The organism is Sporocytophaga sp., from assembly GCF_017745095.1.
Taxonomy (GTDB): Bacteria; Bacteroidota; Bacteroidia; order Cytophagales; family Cytophagaceae; genus Sporocytophaga.
In genome coordinates, this window is sequence record NZ_JAGHZZ010000003.1 from 66,269 (window position 1) to 79,188 (window position 12,920).

The 12,920-nt window shown below is 34.6% G+C and carries 27 protein-coding genes; all 27 read right to left on the reverse strand.

Annotated elements, in window-relative coordinates; genetic code table 11:
- Window positions 1-42 precede the first annotated feature (42 nt).
- A complete protein-coding gene (rpsK, locus tag J7604_RS05380; protein ID WP_028981565.1) occupies window positions 43-450 on the reverse strand; it encodes a 30S ribosomal protein S11 in 408 nt (135 codons plus the stop codon).
- 28 nt (window positions 451-478) lie between these two features.
- Window positions 479-856 (reverse strand): 30S ribosomal protein S13, encoded by a 378-nt coding sequence (rpsM, locus tag J7604_RS05385; protein ID WP_028981564.1) that lies wholly within the window; start codon window positions 854-856, stop codon window positions 479-481.
- 11 nt (window positions 857-867) lie between these two features.
- Complete coding sequence (gene ykgO / locus J7604_RS05390) at window positions 868-984, reverse strand: type B 50S ribosomal protein L36 (protein ID WP_028981563.1); 117 nt, start codon at window positions 982-984, stop codon at window positions 868-870.
- Between the two features lie 34 nt (window positions 985-1,018).
- Window positions 1,019-1,237 (reverse strand): translation initiation factor IF-1, encoded by a 219-nt coding sequence (gene infA, locus J7604_RS05395; RefSeq protein ID WP_028981562.1) that lies wholly within the window; start codon window positions 1,235-1,237, stop codon window positions 1,019-1,021.
- On the reverse strand, window positions 1,237-2,004 hold the full coding sequence (gene map / locus J7604_RS05400; RefSeq protein ID WP_293892238.1) for a type I methionyl aminopeptidase: 768 nt from the start codon (window positions 2,002-2,004) through the stop codon (window positions 1,237-1,239). Before map ends, infA begins: the two co-directional genes overlap by 1 nt.
- The gene (gene secY / locus J7604_RS05405; protein ID WP_293892241.1) at window positions 2,004-3,341 is read right to left on the reverse strand and encodes a preprotein translocase subunit SecY; all 1,338 of its coding nucleotides are present in this window, start codon (window positions 3,339-3,341) and stop codon (window positions 2,004-2,006) included. Before secY ends, map begins: the two co-directional genes overlap by 1 nt.
- Entirely contained in the window at window positions 3,341-3,790 is a 450-nt protein-coding gene (gene rplO, locus J7604_RS05410; protein WP_293892244.1) for a 50S ribosomal protein L15, read from the reverse strand. The genes secY and rplO overlap by 1 nt, the downstream gene beginning before the upstream one ends.
- 2 nt (window positions 3,791-3,792) lie before the next feature.
- On the reverse strand, window positions 3,793-3,972 hold the full coding sequence (gene rpmD / locus J7604_RS05415; RefSeq protein WP_028981558.1) for a 50S ribosomal protein L30: 180 nt from the start codon (window positions 3,970-3,972) through the stop codon (window positions 3,793-3,795).
- A gap of 1 nt (window position 3,973) precedes the next feature.
- On the reverse strand, window positions 3,974-4,495 hold the full coding sequence (rpsE, locus tag J7604_RS05420; RefSeq protein WP_028981557.1) for a 30S ribosomal protein S5: 522 nt from the start codon (window positions 4,493-4,495) through the stop codon (window positions 3,974-3,976).
- A 5-nt stretch (window positions 4,496-4,500) separates the two neighbouring features.
- The gene (rplR, locus tag J7604_RS05425) at window positions 4,501-4,851 is read right to left on the reverse strand and encodes a 50S ribosomal protein L18 (RefSeq protein WP_028981556.1); all 351 of its coding nucleotides are present in this window, start codon (window positions 4,849-4,851) and stop codon (window positions 4,501-4,503) included.
- A 14-nt stretch (window positions 4,852-4,865) separates the two neighbouring features.
- Window positions 4,866-5,420 carry a 50S ribosomal protein L6 gene (rplF, locus tag J7604_RS05430; protein ID WP_293892252.1) on the reverse strand — a complete coding sequence of 185 codons (555 nt, stop codon included), beginning with the start codon at window positions 5,418-5,420 and terminating at the stop codon, window positions 4,866-4,868.
- A 17-nt stretch (window positions 5,421-5,437) separates the two neighbouring features.
- Window positions 5,438-5,830, reverse strand: a complete 393-nt coding sequence (rpsH, locus tag J7604_RS05435; RefSeq protein ID WP_293892255.1) for a 30S ribosomal protein S8 — start codon at window positions 5,828-5,830, stop codon at window positions 5,438-5,440.
- Window positions 5,831-5,924: 94 nt separating this feature from the next.
- Window positions 5,925-6,194 (reverse strand): 30S ribosomal protein S14, encoded by a 270-nt coding sequence (gene rpsN, locus J7604_RS05440; RefSeq protein ID WP_028981553.1) that lies wholly within the window; start codon window positions 6,192-6,194, stop codon window positions 5,925-5,927.
- A 5-nt stretch (window positions 6,195-6,199) separates the two neighbouring features.
- Window positions 6,200-6,754: a 50S ribosomal protein L5 gene (gene rplE / locus J7604_RS05445; RefSeq protein WP_293892261.1), complete on the reverse strand. Its 555-nt coding sequence runs from the start codon at window positions 6,752-6,754 to the stop codon at window positions 6,200-6,202.
- Between the two features lie 4 nt (window positions 6,755-6,758).
- A complete protein-coding gene (gene rplX, locus J7604_RS05450; protein WP_028981551.1) occupies window positions 6,759-7,088 on the reverse strand; it encodes a 50S ribosomal protein L24 in 330 nt (109 codons plus the stop codon).
- 4 nt (window positions 7,089-7,092) lie between these two features.
- Window positions 7,093-7,461 carry a 50S ribosomal protein L14 gene (gene rplN / locus J7604_RS05455; protein ID WP_028981550.1) on the reverse strand — a complete coding sequence of 123 codons (369 nt, stop codon included), beginning with the start codon at window positions 7,459-7,461 and terminating at the stop codon, window positions 7,093-7,095.
- A gap of 2 nt (window positions 7,462-7,463) precedes the next feature.
- Window positions 7,464-7,721 (reverse strand): 30S ribosomal protein S17, encoded by a 258-nt coding sequence (rpsQ, locus tag J7604_RS05460; RefSeq protein WP_293892268.1) that lies wholly within the window; start codon window positions 7,719-7,721, stop codon window positions 7,464-7,466.
- A gap of 13 nt (window positions 7,722-7,734) precedes the next feature.
- Complete coding sequence (rpmC, locus tag J7604_RS05465) at window positions 7,735-7,932, reverse strand: 50S ribosomal protein L29 (RefSeq protein WP_028981548.1); 198 nt, start codon at window positions 7,930-7,932, stop codon at window positions 7,735-7,737.
- A 4-nt stretch (window positions 7,933-7,936) separates the two neighbouring features.
- Window positions 7,937-8,356 (reverse strand): 50S ribosomal protein L16, encoded by a 420-nt coding sequence (rplP, locus tag J7604_RS05470; RefSeq protein ID WP_028981547.1) that lies wholly within the window; start codon window positions 8,354-8,356, stop codon window positions 7,937-7,939.
- Window positions 8,357-8,415: 59 nt separating this feature from the next.
- On the reverse strand, window positions 8,416-9,168 hold the full coding sequence (rpsC, locus tag J7604_RS05475; protein ID WP_293892274.1) for a 30S ribosomal protein S3: 753 nt from the start codon (window positions 9,166-9,168) through the stop codon (window positions 8,416-8,418).
- Window positions 9,169-9,174: 6 nt separating this feature from the next.
- Window positions 9,175-9,747 carry a 50S ribosomal protein L22 gene (rplV, locus tag J7604_RS05480; protein ID WP_293892277.1) on the reverse strand — a complete coding sequence of 191 codons (573 nt, stop codon included), beginning with the start codon at window positions 9,745-9,747 and terminating at the stop codon, window positions 9,175-9,177.
- Window positions 9,748-9,749: 2 nt separating this feature from the next.
- Entirely contained in the window at window positions 9,750-10,028 is a 279-nt protein-coding gene (gene rpsS / locus J7604_RS05485) for a 30S ribosomal protein S19 (RefSeq protein WP_028981544.1), read from the reverse strand.
- Between the two features lie 10 nt (window positions 10,029-10,038).
- A complete protein-coding gene (gene rplB, locus J7604_RS05490; protein WP_293892281.1) occupies window positions 10,039-10,860 on the reverse strand; it encodes a 50S ribosomal protein L2 in 822 nt (273 codons plus the stop codon).
- 12 nt (window positions 10,861-10,872) lie between these two features.
- Window positions 10,873-11,163, reverse strand: a complete 291-nt coding sequence (gene rplW / locus J7604_RS05495) for a 50S ribosomal protein L23 (RefSeq protein WP_028981542.1) — start codon at window positions 11,161-11,163, stop codon at window positions 10,873-10,875.
- 1 nt (window position 11,164) lies between these two features.
- Window positions 11,165-11,791 carry a 50S ribosomal protein L4 gene (rplD, locus tag J7604_RS05500; protein WP_293892286.1) on the reverse strand — a complete coding sequence of 209 codons (627 nt, stop codon included), beginning with the start codon at window positions 11,789-11,791 and terminating at the stop codon, window positions 11,165-11,167.
- A gap of 2 nt (window positions 11,792-11,793) precedes the next feature.
- Window positions 11,794-12,411: a 50S ribosomal protein L3 gene (rplC, locus tag J7604_RS05505; protein ID WP_028981540.1), complete on the reverse strand. Its 618-nt coding sequence runs from the start codon at window positions 12,409-12,411 to the stop codon at window positions 11,794-11,796.
- A 200-nt stretch (window positions 12,412-12,611) separates the two neighbouring features.
- Window positions 12,612-12,917: a 30S ribosomal protein S10 gene (gene rpsJ / locus J7604_RS05510; protein ID WP_028981539.1), complete on the reverse strand. Its 306-nt coding sequence runs from the start codon at window positions 12,915-12,917 to the stop codon at window positions 12,612-12,614.
- Window positions 12,918-12,920 lie beyond the last annotated feature (3 nt).

Below are 12,920 nucleotides of genomic sequence, written 5' to 3' on the forward strand. Positions count from 1 at the left end.
TAAATACTTAAAAGTAAAAAGGATTAAACCTTTAAACGGTAATTAAACTCTTCTTTTCTTTGGAGGTCTGCATCCATTGTGTGGCAGAGGAGTTACATCTTTTATAATCGATACTTCGATACCAGCATTTTGAATAGTTCTGATTGCAGATTCCCTTCCGGAACCAGGTCCTTTAACAAAAACTTCTACCTTTCTTAATCCTAAATCAAATGCTACCTGGGCACAATTCTGAGCAGCTACCTGAGCAGCATAAGGAGTATTCTTTTTAGAACCTTTAAAACCCATTTTTCCAGCAGACGCCCAAGAAATTACTTGACCTGCATTATTAGTAATGGAAATAATGATGTTATTAAAGCTAGCCTTAATATGAGCCTGACCTGTAGATTCTACAACTACTACTCTCTTTTTGGCTTTATCCTTTCTTTTGCCTGCTTGTTGTTGTTGAGCCATATAATTTATCTATCTAGATATTTATTTATTATTTAGTAGCCTTTTTCTTGTTAGCTACTGTTTTACGTTTACCTTTACGAGTACGGCAATTATTTTTAGTTCTTTGCCCTCTAACTGGAAGTCCCTTACGATGTCTAAGGCCTCTGTAACATCCAATATCCAATAAACGTTTAATGCTTAGTTGAACTTCTGATTTAAGAACTCCCTCAACTTTAAACTCAGCACCAATAATATTCCTAATTGCAGTTGATTCCTCTTCGGTCCATTCACTTGCTTTTTTATCCCAATTAACGCCTGCTTTTGATAAAATAAATTGCGCAGATTTTCTACCTATACCGTAAATATAAGTTAATGAAACTTCGCCACGTTTGTTATCCGGAATATCTACACCTGAAATTCTAGCCATAGTAATAATTATTAACCTTGTCTTTGTTTAAATCTTGGGTTCTTTTTATTGATTACGTAAAGTTTACCTTTTCTTCTGATTACTTTACAATCAGCACTTCTTTTCTTAATAGATGCTTTAACTTTCATTTTTTGATAAATTTAAGTAGCTCTTCGCTAAAACCTATTTATATCTATATACAATTCTTCCTTTTGATAGATCGTATGGAGACATTTCCAAACGTATTTTATCTCCTGGCAAAATTTTAATGTAATTCATTCTCATTTTACCAGAAATATGAGCTATAACTTGATGTCCATTTTCCAACTCTACTTTAAACATAGCATTAGACAATGCTTCTACTATTGTTCCATCTTGCTCTATAGAGGACTGTTTTGCCATTATATTACTTCTTCTATGTATTTAAATGTAGTTAGTATTTCTGCTTTTCCTTTTCTAATGGCAACAGTATGTTCAAAATGAGCTGATGGTTTTCTATCCTTCGTTCTAATAGTCCAACCATCCTCTTCCTGAACGATCTCCTTTTTCCCTAAATTAATCATTGGTTCAATGGCAATAACCATTCCTTCCTCTAACTTTACCCCTTTACCTCTTTTTCCATAATTAGGTACTTCTGGACTTTCATGTAATTTCTTGCCTACCCCATGACCAACTAATTCCCTTACAACCGAATACCCCTTAGCCTCAACGAAATTTTGTATTGAAAAACCGATATCACCAGTCCTTTTACCAACAATAGCTTCTTCAATACCTAAATATAATGATTGCTTAGTAAATTCTAATAATTGTTTAACTTCTTCAGCAACATTTCCGACACCATACGTATAAGCACTATCACTATGATATCCATTCAAATTTACCCCACAATCAACAGAGATAACATCACCGTCTTTTAATATATAATCGCTAGGAAATCCATGTACAACTTGCTCATTGACAGAGATACATAATGTGTAAGGAAATCCATTATATCCTTTAAATGAAGGAATTCCTCCATTTTTTTTTATAAAATTAAATGCTATTTCATCTAATACCTGAGTTGTTACTCCAATCTTGACAGCCTTTGCAATTTCACCATGCACTTGACCTAAAAGATCTCCACTCTTTTTAATTAGATCAATTTCTTCTTCAGTTTTATAATAAATCATTAGTTAGAAGAAGAAATCGCAACATTTTCTGACCTTCCTTTAATTCTTCCAGATTGCATCATACCTTCATAATGTCTCATAAGAAGATAACTTTCAATTTGTTGAAGTGTATCTAACACAACTCCTACCATTATCAAAAGTGATGTACCTCCAAAGAAATATGAAAACTCTCTAGTTACACCAGCAACATGTGCAATCGCTGGTAATATTGCGAGGGTTGCTAAAAATACAGCTCCTGGTAACGTTATTCTAGATAAAACATCATCAATATAGTCCGAAGTTTGTTTTCCTGGTTTAACTCCAGGAATAAAACCTCCATTTCTTTTCATATCATCTGCTATCTGATTAGGATTAACCGAAAGTGCAGTATAGAAGAATGTAAACAAAATGATTAGTATAGCAAACGTTAGATTATATTGCCAGCTTGTAAAATCTGAAAACGTAGCTCCAATAGATCCTGCAAAATCACTGGTATCAGAGAACATTGATGCTATCATTGCTGGCAAAAACATAATTGATTGTGCAAAGATAATTGGCATAACACCAGCAGCTATTACTTTTAATGGGATATATTGTCTTTGCCCACCGTAAACTTTATTTCCAATTACTTGTTTCGCATATTGAACAGGAATTTTTCGTGTCGCTTGAGTCAGCATTACAACTCCCATTATAATAAAGAATAAAACACCCAGTTCAATTATAAAAGGCAAGGCGCCCTTCATTCCTTTCGCAGCACCTTCAATTACAATAGCTTGAGGGAATCTAGAAATAATACCTACCATAATTAACATAGATATACCGTTTCCAATACCCTTATCAGTAATTTTCTCACCAAGCCACATACAAAACATTGTACCCGCAGTAAGAATAAGCATAGCACTTATTGTAAAGAATGCTCTATCAACTCCAGGAAATAACATTTCTTGATTTACTGTAGCTGCTAGATATCCAACAGATTGAGCCAAGGTTATGAATATGGTAAGTACCCTTGTAATTTGGTTGATTTTCTTTCTTCCAGATTCTCCCTCTTTTTGCAACTTTTGAAAATAAGGAACAGCAAATGTTAAAAGTTGCAAAACTATACTCGCTGAAATGTATGGCATGATACCCAAACCAAAAATAGAGACATTGCTGAATGCACCTCCAACCAAGGTATCCAACAATCCCAAAATGTTGTCCTTATTAGATCCTCTTTCTATAGAAGCAGGATCGACACCAGGAAGGACTACATAAGATCCTAGACGAAAAATCAAAAGAAAACCTATAGTATTCAGAATTCTGATTCTTAGGTCTTCTATTGAAAATATATTCTTAATGGTTTGGATAAACTTTTTCATTATGCAATTTTTATTGCTTTACCACCTGCATTTTCAATTGCCTTTACAGCTGATTCAGAAAAAGAATGAGCTTTAACCTCCAATTTAGTTTTTAGCTCTCCTCTTCCTAAAACTTTGATTTTATCAGATTTAGATACTAATCCATTCTCTAAAAGAACCTTGTCATCAACTAATGACAGCTTCTTTTCAGAAGCAAGATTATTAATAATATCAAGATTTATTGGTTTGAAAACCACTTTGTCTGGATTATTAAATCCAAACTTCGGTATTCTTCTTTGAAGTGGCATTTGTCCACCTTCAAAACCTGACTTTTTAGAGTATCCCGATCTTGATTTAGCTCCTTTGTGACCTCTCGTTGAAGTTCCACCACGTCCAGATCCAGTACCTCTACCTATTCTTTTTCTATTTTTAACGGACCCTTTTGCAGGAGTCAAATTACTTAAGTTCATAATTAGATTTTGCTAACAGTTACCAAGTGATTTACTTTTTTAACCATTCCTTGAATTTGAGGAGTTGACTCTACCTCAACACTCTTATTGATTTTACCAAGTCCTAAAGCTTTAATAGTAAGCTTTTGATCGATTGGACGATCTATAGTACTTCTAACTTGAGTTATTTTAATCTTAGCCATTTTACTTACCGGTAAATACTTTTGCCAATGTAACACCTCTTTGTTGAGCAACAACATGGGGAGCTCTCATTCTTAATAACGCATCAAAAGTAGCTTTAACAACGTTATGAGGATTTGATGAGCCTTTAGATTTAGCTAATACGTCTTTTACGCCAGCGCTTTCAAGAACCGCTCTCATTGCACCACCCGCAATTACACCAGTACCAGGAGCAGCAGGTTTTAAGAATACAAAACCTCCACTATATTTTCCATGTATTGGATGCGGCACAGTACCTTTTAGAACTGGAACCTTGATAAGATTCTTTTTTGCATCATCTATACCTTTTGTTATAGCATCTGTTACTTCATTAGCTTTGCCTAAGCCATACCCAACAACACCATGTCCATCTCCAACTACAACAATTGCAGAGAAACTAAATCTACGACCTCCCTTAACAACTTTTGCAACTCTTTGAATAGCTACTACCTTTTCTTTAAGGTCAATTTCGCTAGCTTTTACTGATCTAATATTTACCTGAGACATATCGATTAGAATTTAAGGCCTCCCTCTCTAGCTCCTTCAGCTAAAGCTTTGACTCTACCATGATAAAGATATCCACCTCTATCAAATACTACTTCTGAAATACCATTACTTTTTGCTTTCTCAGCAATCTTTAAACCAACACTTTTTGAGAGTTCTGATTTAGTTCCTTTTTGGGATTTTAGCTCTACAGAAGATGCACTGATAATTGTTTTTCCTGCTATATCATCTATAATTTGAGCGTATATACCTGTATTGCTTCTAAAAACTGAGAGTCTTGGCTTAACCCCTGTACCAGAAATTTTCTTTCTGATACTTCTCTTTATCCTCAGTCTTCTTAAATCTTTTTTAGTAGCCATCTTAAAACAATTTATTATTTAGCAGCAGTTTTACCAGCTTTACGTCTAACAATTTCGTTAACAAATCTGATACCCTTACCTTTGTATGGTTCAACTTTTCTCAGTGAACGAATTTTTGCAGCCACTTGTCCTATCAATTGTTTATCAATTGATTCCAAGGTTACTATAGGATTTTTACCTTTTTCAGTTAAAGTTTTTACTGCAACTTCTTTAGGTAAAGCAACAAATATATTGTGGGAATATCCTAAGCTTAACTCTAATACTGAACCAGTAGAAGTAGCTTTATAACCTACCCCAACTAATTCCAGATCTATTTTATAACCTTCACTGACTCCAAGTACCATGTTACTAAGCAATGATCTATACAAGCCATGTAGAGCTTTATGTCTCTTTTGATCTGTAGGTCTTTCAACATTCAAATTGGATCCATCTACAGATACTTTAATATCTAAGTCAACAGCTTGAACTAAAGTCCCTTTCGGACCTTTAATTTCTACCAAATTTCCAGAACCAACTTTTACTTCAACCTTAGCAGGTATTGCAATTGGTTTTTTTCCAATCCTTGACATATTATTTTTTTATAATATTAATAAATATAACAAAGTACTTCACCACCAATATTTAATTCTCTAGCTTCTTTATCGGTAATTACCCCTTTAGAAGTAGACAAAATTGCAATACCTAAGCCATTTAAAACTCTAGGCAAAGTAGCTGATTTAGAATACTTTCTTAATCCTGGAGAACTAATTCTCTCTATTTTAACAATTGCAGATTGTTTAGTTAGAGGGTTATATTTCAAGGCGATTTTTATTTTTCCTTGCTTATCATCGTCCTCAAATTTATAATTCTGGATATAACCTTTGTCAAAAAGTACCTTGGTTATCTCTTTCTTTATATTTGAAGCAGGAACCTCAACTATCCTATGATTCGCTTTAATAGCGTTTCTCAATCTTGTTAAATAATCTGCGATAGGATCCATTTTAAACTTTTCTTTATATATTAAAATTAAAAGCCCCGAATCAGGGCTGCAAATTTAAGAAGATTTTTTGAAAAAGAAAATCTTTATTAAAAAATTACCAGCTTGCTTTAGTTACTCCTGGAATTTTACCGGCAGATGCCATTTCCCTGAATGTGACCCTTGAGATACCAAACTTTCTCATATAGCCTCTTGGTCTACCAGTTAATTTACATCTATTATGTAATCTTACTTTGGAAGAATTTCTAGGTAATTTATCTAGACCTAAGAAATCACCATTAGCTTTAAGTTCTTCTCTTTTTTTAGCGTATTTAGCTACGAGTTTGATTCTCTTTCTCTCTCTAGCTTTTACTGATTCTTTTGCCATTTCAATTATTTTTTCTGTCCTGCGAAAGGTAGGCCGAATGATTTTAATAACTCTAGACTTTCTTCGTCTGTATTTGCTGTAGTAACAAAAGTAATATCCATACCTGAAATTTTGCTTACTTTGTCAATACTAATCTCTGGGAATATAATTTGCTCTTTAACTCCTAATGTATAATTCCCTTTGCCATCGAACCCTTTATCACTAATCCCTCTGAAGTCACGAACCCTAGGTAAAGCAATTGACATAAGTCTATCCATGAATTCATACATTCTATCTCCACGTAGAGTAACTTTTGCTCCAATTGGCATATTTTCTCTTAACTTAAAATTAGAGATAGCTTTTTTGGATTTAGTAGCTAGGGCTTTCTGACCAGTAATTATTGTTAACTCCTCAACTCCAACATCAACAATTTTCTTATCTGAAACAGCAGCTCCCATTCCTTTATTAACAACAATCTTTGTTAATTTTGGAACCTGCATCTGAGATTTATACTGAAATTTGCTTCTTAACTGAGCAACAATCTCTTTGTTGTATTTATCCTTTAATCTTGGAATAGCCATATCCTTACTTTATTATGTCTCCAGTTTTCTTTGAATATCTCTGAAGCTTACCTTTTGAATCTAATTTTCTGCCTATTCTTGAAGCGGTTCCTTTAGAATCTACAACCATTAGGTTACTTACATGAATAGGAGCCTCTTTTTTTACGATTCCTCCATTTGGATTCGTAGCAGTTGGCTTTGTGTGCTTTGTTACCATGTTAAGGCCTTCAACTATAGCCTTATTGCCCGCAACATCAACACCTTTAACTGTTCCTGTTTTACCACGAAAATCGCCAGCAATAACTTTTACAGTATCACCTGCTTTTATATGTAATTTTTTATTTGTAGTTGCCATAATATTATAATACTTCAGGAGCAAGTGATACAATCTTCATAAACTGTTTCTCTCTAAGTTCTCTTGCCACAGGCCCGAAGATACGAGTTCCTCTTGGCTCATCATTGTTGTTTAGTAAAACAACTGCATTATCTGAGAATCTTATATAAGAACCATCAACTCTTCTCACTTCTTTCTTCGTTCTAACTATAACAGCTTTAGAAACTGTTCCTTTTTTTAAATTGCTAGACGAAAGCGCATGCTTCACAGTTACTACTACTTTATCCCCGATGGAAGCATATTTCTTCTTTGTTCCACCTAAAACTCTAATAACTAAAACCTCTTTAGCTCCGCTATTATCAGCTACATTTAATCTTGATTCCTGCTGTATCATGGTTATTTCGCCTTTTCAATAATTTCAACTAATCTCCATCTTTTTAATTTGCTCAGCGGACGAGTTTCCATGATCTTTACGGTATCACCGATACCACATTCATTTTTTTCGTCATGAGCCATAAATTTGGTAGTCTTGTTAAGAAACTTACCATATTTAGCATGCTTAACTTTTCTTTCTACAGCTACTGTAATTGATTTTGTCATTTTATTACTAACGACTTTACCAATTCTCTCTTTTCTAAAATTTCTTTGCTCCATAATAATCTAAAGATTAGGATTTGGATTTAACCTTTTCACTCAAAGCTGTCTGAAGACGAGCTATTACTTTTTTTGCCTCCCTAATCTTCATAGGATTTTCAATTGGAGAAATAGCATGTGCAAATTTTAATTTTGCAAGAGCCTCTTGCTCTGCAGAGATTCTACTCTTTAAATCAGCAGCGTTTAGAGATTTTATATCAGAAGTTTTCATTGAATTAACCTTCGTAATCTGGACGAACAACAAATTTAGTTTTTACTGGTAATTTTTGTGCTGCAAGTCTTAGTGACTCCATTGCAGTTTCTTTCGAAATACCTGTTGATTCGAAAAGAATCGTTCCTGGCTTAATCACAGCCACCCAATATTCAGGAGCTCCTTTACCTTTACCCATACGAACCTCAGCAGGCTTCTTAGTTATTGGCTTGTCTGGAAAAATTCTGATCCAAACTTGTCCTTCTCTTTTCATTGCTCTAGTCATAGCAATACGAGCAGCCTCTAACTGACGGCTGGTTATCATACCAGGCTCCAGAGCCTTGATAGCGAAAGATCCAAATTCTATACTAAAACCTCTTGTCGCAATCCCTCTGTTTCTACCCTTTTGTTGCTTCCTAAATTTTGTTCTTTTTGGCTGTAACATTCTTTTAAACTTTTACAGTTGCCTAACCAACTCTTTACTATTGCAGTAAAAACCTCTTGTTATTTTCTTTTTCTTTTTGGTCCGCCTTCGGACTTTTTCTTTCCACCTCTATTTTGTGGAGCTCCACCTTCTGCAGGGGCACTTGCGGATGTACTAGCAAGACCTACATTAGGAGACAAATCCCTTTTTCCAAAAACTTCACCTTTGAAAATCCATACTTTAATACCGATCTTTCCATATACTGTCAATGCTTCAGAAACAGCATAATCAATATCAGCTCTTAACGTATGAAGTGGGATTCTACCTTCTTTATATTGCTCATTACGAGCCATTTCAGCACCACCTAAACGTCCACCTAACTTTATCTTAATACCTTGTGCACCTACTCTCATAGTTGAAGCTATCGCTTGTTTCATAGCTCTTCTATAAGAAATTCTAGCTTGCAACTGCTGAGCTATTGATTCACCCACAAGTTTAGCATCAAGCTCTGGTCTTTTTATTTCAAAAATATTAATCTGAACGTCTTTACCAGTAACTTTCTTTAGTTCCTCTTTAATCTTGTCTACTTCAGCACCACCTTTACCAATGACAACACCTGGACGAGCTGTATTTATTGTTAGAGTAATTCTTTTAAGAGTTCTTTCGATGATGATTTTAGCAATACCACCTTTTGGAATTCTGGCAAAAACATATTTTCTGATTTTTTCGTCTTCAACCAATTTATCAGAGAAGGTTTTTCCTCCATACCAATTAGAATCCCATCCTTTTACGATTCCTAATCTAAAGCCAGTAGGGTTTACTTTTTGTCCCATTGTATATTACTTTTCGGATTTTTTGGTAGCTTTTTTAACTTCTGTTTTTGCTGCAGTCTTAGCTTTCGGAGATTTTGCCTTCGCCTCTTTCTTTTCTCCTTCAACAGATTTTGACTTAGTCTCTTCTTTCTTAACTTCTGTTGCTGGAGCAGCAACTCCGTTAAGGCTAGCTAATACTAGTGTTATATGGTTAGATCTTTTTCTAACTCTATGAGCTCTTCCTTGTGGCGCGGGACGTAATCTTTTAAGTATTCTTCCACCATCAACAAATATATCCTTTACTACTAGATCAGCATCTTCAAGTCTTTCATTAGGATATTTGATTTGCCAGTCAGATATAGCTGATAATAATAATTTCTCTATTTTCTTAGCACCAGACTGAGGCTGATATTTTAGCAAAGCTAAAGCGGCGTTTGCTTTAATACCTCTAACTAAGTCAGCAACTAATCTCATCTTTCTTGGAGATGTTGGAACATTGCGTAGTTTCGCAACTACAGATCCATCAAAAGAAGCTTTTAAAGCCGCTTCTTTCTTTTTCTTTTTAACTACAGATCTTCTTTGTTTAACAGCTGCTTCCATAATTATTTTTTACCTTTGTCTTTTTTAGCTGTGTGACCTCTAAAGTTACGAGTAGGTGCAAATTCACCCAGCTTGTGTCCTACCATATTTTCTGTTACATACACAGGAATAAATTTATTACCGTTATGTACTGCAAATGTATGGCCTACAAAATCAGGAGAAATCATTGATCTACGAGACCAAGTTTTGATAACTGATTTTTTTCCTGATTCATTCATAGTCTGAACTTTCTTATCCAGACGAAAATCAATATATGGCCCTTTTTTTAGAGAACGTCCCATCGTTTAGCCTTTATTTTCTCCTTGAAACAATTAGATCCTTGGAATATTTATTATTATTTCTAGTCTTTTTGCCTTTAGCTAAAAGTCCTTTTCTTGATCTTGGATGACCTCCTGAAGCTCTACCTTCACCACCTCCCATAGGGTGATCAACAGGGTTCATTGCAACACCTCTAGTTCTAGGTCTAACCCCCAACCATCTTGATCTACCTGCCTTACCTGCTGTAAGGTTCATGTGATCCTGGTTAGAAACCGATCCAACTGTTGCTACACAATCAGCAAGAACTAATCTCATTTCGCCAGATGGAAGTTTTACTGTTGCGTATTTTCCATCTCTAGCAACTAATTGAGCATAAGTACCTGCACTTCTCGCTAATGCTCCTCCTTTACCCTTTTTAAGCTCCACATTATGTATAATGGTACCTAATGGTATATCTGAAAGAGCTAAACTATTTCCTATTTCTGGTGCTATTCCTTTACCTGAAACTACCTTTGTGCCAACTTTTAATCCATCTGGAGCAAGAATATATCTCTTTTCTCCGTCAGCATAATAAAGTAGTGCTATTCTTGCGCTTCTATTTGGATCGTACTCAATAGACTTTACAGTAGCTGGAATATTATTTTTATCCCTTTTAAAATCTATAATACGATATTGTTTCTTATGACCACCTCCAATATATCTCATGGTCATCTTTCCGGAGTTATTTCTACCTCCACTTCTTTTAACCGAAGCTAAAAGGGATTTTTCAGGAACATCTGATGTAATCTCATCGAAAGTAGAACCGACTTTAAATCTAGTTCCTGGAGTTATGGGTCTGAATTTTTTAACAGCCATCTTGATTAAATTCTATAGTCCTCCGTAAAAATCAATAATTTCACCTTCAGCAACTTTAATAATTGCCTTTTTATAAGAAGAAGTTTTACCAGCCATTATTCCAGCTTTGGTATATCTAGTTTTCTTCTTTCCAGGTGCGATCAATGTTTTAACTTCTTCAACATTAACACCGTACTGTTTCTCAACAGCCTGCTTAATCTGGATCTTATTAGCAGATTTATCTACAACAAACCCATATTTTCCCTTTTCATTAAGGACTGTAACTTTTTCAGTTACAAGGGGTTTAATTAAAATATTTTTCATATTAACCCAGTAATTCTTCTAATTTTGCAACTGAACCTTCTGCAAGCACAACTTTATCAGCTTTTAGAACATCGAATGTTTTCAATTGATCAAAAGTTATAACTTTAGCATTTTTCAAATTTCTGCTTGACAAAAATACATTCTTGTTTGCGTCCCCAAGAACTAAAAGTGTTTTCTTATCGTTTAAGCTAAGATTTTTTAGTAGGTCAATGTATACTTTAGTTTTAGGTTTATCAAAAGATAAGTTTTCTAATACAGAAATATTATTTGATTTAGCTTTGTAAGTCAATGCAGATCTTCTAGCAAGAGTTTTTAGCTTTTTATTCAGCTTAAATCTGTAATCTCTTGGTCTTGGTCCGAATATCGTACCTCCTCCGACAAATACAGGAGATTTTCTACTTCCCGCTCTTGCTCCTCCAGTACCTTTTTGCTTTTTCAGCTTTTTTGTTGAGAATGCTACTTCGGCTCTTTCTTTTGCCTTATGCGTTCCTTGACGTTGATTTGCCAGAAATTGCTTAACATCTAAATATATTGCGTGATCATTGATCTCAGTTGCGAATATATCATCTGATAAAACAACTTTTCTACCAGTATCTTTTCCTTTATTATTTACTACAGAAAGTTCCATTGTTATTTCTCCAGAATTACGAATGAATTTTTAGCGCCGGGAATTGAACCACTAACCAATAGAAGGTTTTTCTCCGGATAAATTTTTTCTATTCTAAGGTTTTGAATTTTTACTCTATCTCCTCCTGTTCTACCTGCCATTCTCATACCTTTAAATACTCTAGAAGGGAAAGAACATGCACCTACAGAACCTGGGTGTCTCTGTCTGTTATGCTGACCGTGAGTTTGCCCTCCAACTCCTGAAAAGCCGTGACGTTTAACAACACCTTGAAAACCTTTACCTTTTGATGTTCCAATGGCATCAACAAAGTCTCCTTCAACGAAAACATCTGCAACTGCTATTGAATCTCCTAGATTTAAAGCCTTTTCAAATTCTTTAAACTCAACTAATTTACTTTTAGGCGTAGCTCCTGCTTTTTTAAAATGTCCTAACAAAGCAGCTGGAGTATTTTTTTCCTTTTTATCTCCATATGCTAATTGAACTGCAGTGTAACCATCTTTTTCGATAGTTTTAACCTGAGTTACCACACAAGGTCCTGCTTCCACCAAGGTAACTCCGATTGATTTACCATCTTGGAAGATGCTTGTCATGCCTATTTTTTTACCTATAATCCCTGACATTTTCTTGTCGCTTTATTTCTTAATCTAAGGACTCTTTCCGTTAACTTCTTAGTATTTCTAAAAACGGACTGCAAAGTTAACAAAATTTAAATTCCCAGCAAATTTGTTTTGAACAATATTTTTAAAAATGGGTATTGGAGGGGAAAAAAAAGACCAATATTGTTATTATTGGTCCTTTTTGTAGTACCTTCTATATCAAATCAGACTTTGATCTCAACATCAACTCCGCTTGGCAATTCTAATTTCATCAAAGCATCTACAGTTTTTGTGCTAGTTGAATAAATATCAACAAGTCTTTTGTAAGTGCAAAGTTGAAACTGCTCACGAGACTTCTTGCTCACGTGTGGAGATCTCAAAACAGTAAAAATTTCTTTTTCTGTTGGAAGAGGAATTGGTCCGCTTACAACCGCTCCAGTTGCTTTTACTGCCTTCACAATTTTTTCAGATGATTTATCTACCAAATTGTGATCGTAAGATTTTAATTTAATTCTTATCTTCTGATTCATAAA

Coding starts and splice junctions, on each gene's coding strand:
- rplO (WP_293892244.1), bottom strand. CDS start 3,790: ATGAACTTAAGTAATTTGACTCCTGCAAAAGGGTCCGTTAAAAATAGA.
- rplD (WP_293892286.1), bottom strand. CDS start 11,791: ATGGAACTTTCTGTAGTAAATAATAAAGGAAAAGATACTGGTAGAAAA.
- rplE (WP_293892261.1), bottom strand. CDS start 6,754: ATGGCTATTCCAAGATTAAAGGATAAATACAACAAAGAGATTGTTGCT.
- rplB (WP_293892281.1), bottom strand. CDS start 10,860: ATGGCTGTTAAAAAATTCAGACCCATAACTCCAGGAACTAGATTTAAA.
- rplV (WP_293892277.1), bottom strand. CDS start 9,747: ATGGAAGCAGCTGTTAAACAAAGAAGATCTGTAGTTAAAAAGAAAAAG.
- rpsN (WP_028981553.1), bottom strand. CDS start 6,194: ATGGCAAAAGAATCAGTAAAAGCTAGAGAGAGAAAGAGAATCAAACTC.
- rplF (WP_293892252.1), bottom strand. CDS start 5,420: ATGTCAAGGATTGGAAAAAAACCAATTGCAATACCTGCTAAGGTTGAA.
- rplW (WP_028981542.1), bottom strand. CDS start 11,163: ATGAAAAATATTTTAATTAAACCCCTTGTAACTGAAAAAGTTACAGTC.
- map (WP_293892238.1), bottom strand. CDS start 2,004: ATGATTTATTATAAAACTGAAGAAGAAATTGATCTAATTAAAAAGAGT.
- rpsH (WP_293892255.1), bottom strand. CDS start 5,830: ATGGATCCTATCGCAGATTATTTAACAAGATTGAGAAACGCTATTAAA.
- secY (WP_293892241.1), bottom strand. CDS start 3,341: ATGAAAAAGTTTATCCAAACCATTAAGAATATATTTTCAATAGAAGAC.
- rplR (WP_028981556.1), bottom strand. CDS start 4,851: ATGGCTACTAAAAAAGATTTAAGAAGACTGAGGATAAAGAGAAGTATC.
- rplN (WP_028981550.1), bottom strand. CDS start 7,461: ATGATACAGCAGGAATCAAGATTAAATGTAGCTGATAATAGCGGAGCT.
- rpsM (WP_028981564.1), bottom strand. CDS start 856: ATGGCTAGAATTTCAGGTGTAGATATTCCGGATAACAAACGTGGCGAA.
- rplX (WP_028981551.1), bottom strand. CDS start 7,088: ATGGCAACTACAAATAAAAAATTACATATAAAAGCAGGTGATACTGTA.
- rpmC (WP_028981548.1), bottom strand. CDS start 7,932: ATGAAAACTTCTGATATAAAATCTCTAAACGCTGCTGATTTAAAGAGT.
- rplC (WP_028981540.1), bottom strand. CDS start 12,411: ATGTCAGGGATTATAGGTAAAAAAATAGGCATGACAAGCATCTTCCAA.
- rpsE (WP_028981557.1), bottom strand. CDS start 4,495: ATGTCTCAGGTAAATATTAGATCAGTAAAAGCTAGCGAAATTGACCTT.
- infA (WP_028981562.1), bottom strand. CDS start 1,237: ATGGCAAAACAGTCCTCTATAGAGCAAGATGGAACAATAGTAGAAGCA.
- rpmD (WP_028981558.1), bottom strand. CDS start 3,972: ATGGCTAAGATTAAAATAACTCAAGTTAGAAGTACTATAGATCGTCCA.
- rpsK (WP_028981565.1), bottom strand. CDS start 450: ATGGCTCAACAACAACAAGCAGGCAAAAGAAAGGATAAAGCCAAAAAG.
- rpsQ (WP_293892268.1), bottom strand. CDS start 7,721: ATGGAGCAAAGAAATTTTAGAAAAGAGAGAATTGGTAAAGTCGTTAGT.
- rpsS (WP_028981544.1), bottom strand. CDS start 10,028: ATGGGACGTTCTCTAAAAAAAGGGCCATATATTGATTTTCGTCTGGAT.
- rpsJ (WP_028981539.1), bottom strand. CDS start 12,917: ATGAATCAGAAGATAAGAATTAAATTAAAATCTTACGATCACAATTTG.
- rpsC (WP_293892274.1), bottom strand. CDS start 9,168: ATGGGACAAAAAGTAAACCCTACTGGCTTTAGATTAGGAATCGTAAAA.
- rplP (WP_028981547.1), bottom strand. CDS start 8,356: ATGTTACAGCCAAAAAGAACAAAATTTAGGAAGCAACAAAAGGGTAGA.
- ykgO (WP_028981563.1), bottom strand. CDS start 984: ATGAAAGTTAAAGCATCTATTAAGAAAAGAAGTGCTGATTGTAAAGTA.